The sequence below is a fragment of the Thermoleptolyngbya sp. M55_K2018_002 genome (assembly GCF_015295965.1).
Classification (GTDB): Bacteria; Cyanobacteriota; Cyanobacteriia; order Elainellales; family Elainellaceae; genus Thermoleptolyngbya; species Thermoleptolyngbya sichuanensis.
Genome location: NZ_DVEA01000419.1, coordinates 1 through 3176, shown reverse-complemented (window position 1 = coordinate 3176; position 3176 = coordinate 1). Strand labels below are relative to the sequence as shown.

Genomic DNA, 3176 nt, shown 5'->3' with positions numbered 1-3176 from the left:
AGCAAAATGTCTTAGAGCAAAATGTCTTAGAGCAAGGCCCCGCAGCCTGTGTCTCTCGCTAGGTCGAACTGCCCACGCTGGCATCGGACAGATCTGCACTGAGGGCGCGTTCGCGGTCGAGCCGTCGCTTGCGGGCGTAAAGCTGGATTGCGGCGGCAAAGGCAATCAGCAGCCCCACCACGCCATAGGCAGCAATATCTGTCGGCAAGTTGTTCTTAAACACTGCCAGCATCACCACCAAAATAAACAGAATCGTGGGAACTTCGTTGAACCAGCGGAACTGCTGGCTGGTCATTTTGCACTCGTCGGCTGCCAGTTTTTTCATCAGCCGCTTGCAGTAGTGGTGATAGCCGATGAGCAAGACCACAAGGGCGAGTTTGGCGTGCAGCCAGGGTTCCTTGAGAACTTCGGGTTCTGTGGTGATAAGGGCGATCGCCATCGCGACGGTCAACAACATCGCCGGGGTCATGATGATGCTGTAGAGCCGCTTCTCCATGATCTGATACTGGTTTTTCAGAATGCTCTGGGCGGGTTCGGGCTGTTCATAAGCCTCAGCGTGATACACAAATAGGCGCGGCAGGTAAAACAATCCAGCAAACCACGCCACAATGCCCACAATATGAAAGGCCTTAAACCAAAAATAGTTCATCTAAAATCTCTTTCCACAGCGTCAAAGTCCTGCAAGCCCGATCATATCAAGCCACCTTGGGGCCAGGGCGGGCTGGCTTTAGATTTCTTGAAATTTGCCGCATAAAATTCTGATTACTATTTAACGCAGCGCTGGTGCAATGCAGCGTTGACCTGTGACATTCGCTTGTCGTTGTCCCAGAGGCAAGCAGCCGTTCAGCGCAATTGCCTAGCGCAATTGTCTATTGCCTAGCGCAATTGTCTGTGGAACGGGTGCGTCTGCTGATTCAAAAAAACTCCCCGCTCAAGGTTTGCAGTTTGGGCGGGGAGCTTTTGAAATAAACGGCTAGATCTGTCGGGTGTGGCGCGATCGCATCCAGCCGTTTGGGGGCTGCCTAAATCGCTCTGCATCACTAAGACAGCATCCCCCAAACCCGTTAAACAACCTTAGGACTGACGCAGTTGTAGGATTTCTCGCGGGCGCAGTCTGCGAGAAATCGTTCAAAATCCAGAAAACTCATCGCCAGTGTGCAAGTCCTAAACCTGTTAAACGGCTTAAACGGCATGTTTGAACAGCGTGTCGAGGTAGACCCGTGCTGCCCGCCGATAGCAGTGGGCAGTGGTTGGGCTGTTGCTGCTGACGTGTTGCAGCAAAAACAGCGACAGCGCGGCGCAGAACACCCGGTCTTGATCCCAATCGGGATGGGTTTCCAGGTAGCCCTTAAGGGACAGGTGCAAATCTTCAGGAATTTCGGCCAGGATGCTGACAGTTGCGTTCATGTGGGAAACCTCAGTGATGAAGCTTTGGATGGTGAAACAGAAGCTCGGACGCAGGAACCAAACTCGATAAACCCTCTCGCGATAAACCCTCTCGCTTGACTGGGGCCAGCCAGAATGAGGTCAGGTTTTGAAAAGGCACGCACCTGATGGTGGAGGTGAGGAGAGGCAGCAAGTTGCTGCTTTGTCCCGACGCTCAGGCACACAAAAGCAGCGCAAACTCTCGCCAGAGGGCGGATAGCGACACGCCAGATCGAAAAATCGGACTCTGGTGATAGTCGGCTCCCTCTGCCAAGGAGCGCTTTAATTGAGCAGGTCGCATCATTTTGCGCTAGGAGGGGGTGGGGTTGTCAACCTTAAGAACTGTTGCAGAGGGCTTTAGATTTAAAAAAGTTTTACGGCGCAATGCGGATTTGAGGTCGATTTTTGTTACACAACTTCATTAAAGCCCGATGATTCTGAGGGGGCGATCGCCCTTTGGCGAATTCCCCAGAAAATTCCTCTAGCCCCAATGCCACCGTAGAAGCCTGTGGAAAACTGCCCGATCCCCTGTGGAAAACTTCGATATCGCTGTGGAAAGCTTGTGGAGACTGTGGGGAAAATCGGCCCGAAAGATAAGAATTGCAAACTGCTGGAAAGCACCCTGACTTTTGGCCATAGCTTGACATTGCAGCGCCTACAGATACTAGGATTCAAGGGCTTTCTGTCACTTTGGTCTAATTTTTGTCTAAATTTTGGTCTATGGAGCTAATTCTTGAAGGACTGAGGGCACTGATCGTGTTCCTCATCGGCGCATCGGTCGGCAGCTTTCTCAACGTGGTGGTGTATCGGATTCCGGCGGGGCTGTCGCTGCTGCATCCGCCGTCTCGCTGCCCCTCTTGCCTCACCCCCATCCGGCCCTACGACAACGTGCCCGTGCTGGGCTGGCTGTGGTTGGGTGGCCAGTGTCGAACGTGCAAAGCGTCGATTTCCCCCCGATATCCGCTGGTGGAACTGATTACAGGCTTGCTGTTTGTCGCCGTGGCTCAGTCTTTTGCGCTACCGCTGCCTGCAGTGGGCTACTGGGCGCTGGTGAGCTGGCTGATGGCGCTGGCGCTGATCGACCTGGATACGCTCACCCTGCCCAATGTGCTGACCCAATCGGGACTGGTGGCGGGGTTGATCTTTCAGGCAGCGATGGGCTGGTCGCAGGGGGTCGCCACTGGGCAGGGCGGACTGATGGGCAGCGCCGCAGCAGTGATGGGCGGCGTAGTGGGCGCAGTGCTGGGCATCTGGGGGCTGGATCTAATAACGTTTGTTGGCTCTGTGGCCCTGGGGCAAACCGCAATGGGCGGCGGTGATGCAAAGCTGGCGGCGATGATGGGGGCGTGGCTGGGCTGGAAATTGCTGCTGCTGGCGGGTTTTTTGGCGTGCGTGCTGGGGGCGTTTGTGGGCGGCGGGGCGATCGCCCTTGGCCTGCTCAGCCGTCGCCAGCCCATCCCTTTCGGCCCGTTTCTGGCACTTGGCGCGATTCTCGCCGTCTTCTTTGGAGAGAGCCTGATTCGCGGCTACCTGGGGTTCTTTTGGGGCATTGTTCAATAAATTCCCTAATTCCCTAAATTCCCCAACAGCGCCCTAGAGGAAATGGCTGGAAGCCTTGCAGCCCCTCAAACTGGGAATCTAAAACTGGCAATCTAAAAATCGCCAATCTAAAAGCCAGAATCAAGATCCCAGAGCAAAGCAACAGGACGCAGAACCGCTCCGGCCCCCAACCCCTAACCCCTGATCTCCCC

The 3176-nt window shown here is 54.9% G+C and carries 3 protein-coding genes; 1 reads left to right on the top strand and 2 read right to left on the bottom strand.

Going from position 1 to position 3176, the window contains the following annotated elements:
- Nucleotides 1-58: 58 nt before the first annotated feature.
- A complete protein-coding gene (gene hemJ, locus IGS51_RS20910; RefSeq protein WP_297080689.1) occupies nucleotides 59-649 on the bottom strand; it encodes a protoporphyrinogen oxidase HemJ in 591 nt (196 codons plus the stop codon).
- A gap of 533 nt (nucleotides 650-1182) precedes the next feature.
- Entirely contained in the window at nucleotides 1183-1407 is a 225-nt protein-coding gene (locus tag IGS51_RS20905; RefSeq protein ID WP_277772323.1) for a DUF2811 domain-containing protein, read from the bottom strand.
- 738 nt (nucleotides 1408-2145) lie between these two features.
- On the opposite strand from IGS51_RS20905, the gene IGS51_RS20900 reads away from it, so the two are divergent.
- Nucleotides 2146-2985, top strand: coding sequence for an A24 family peptidase (locus IGS51_RS20900; RefSeq protein ID WP_297080688.1), 840 nt, complete (start codon nucleotides 2146-2148; stop codon nucleotides 2983-2985).
- The last annotated feature ends 191 nt before the right edge of the window (nucleotides 2986-3176 follow it).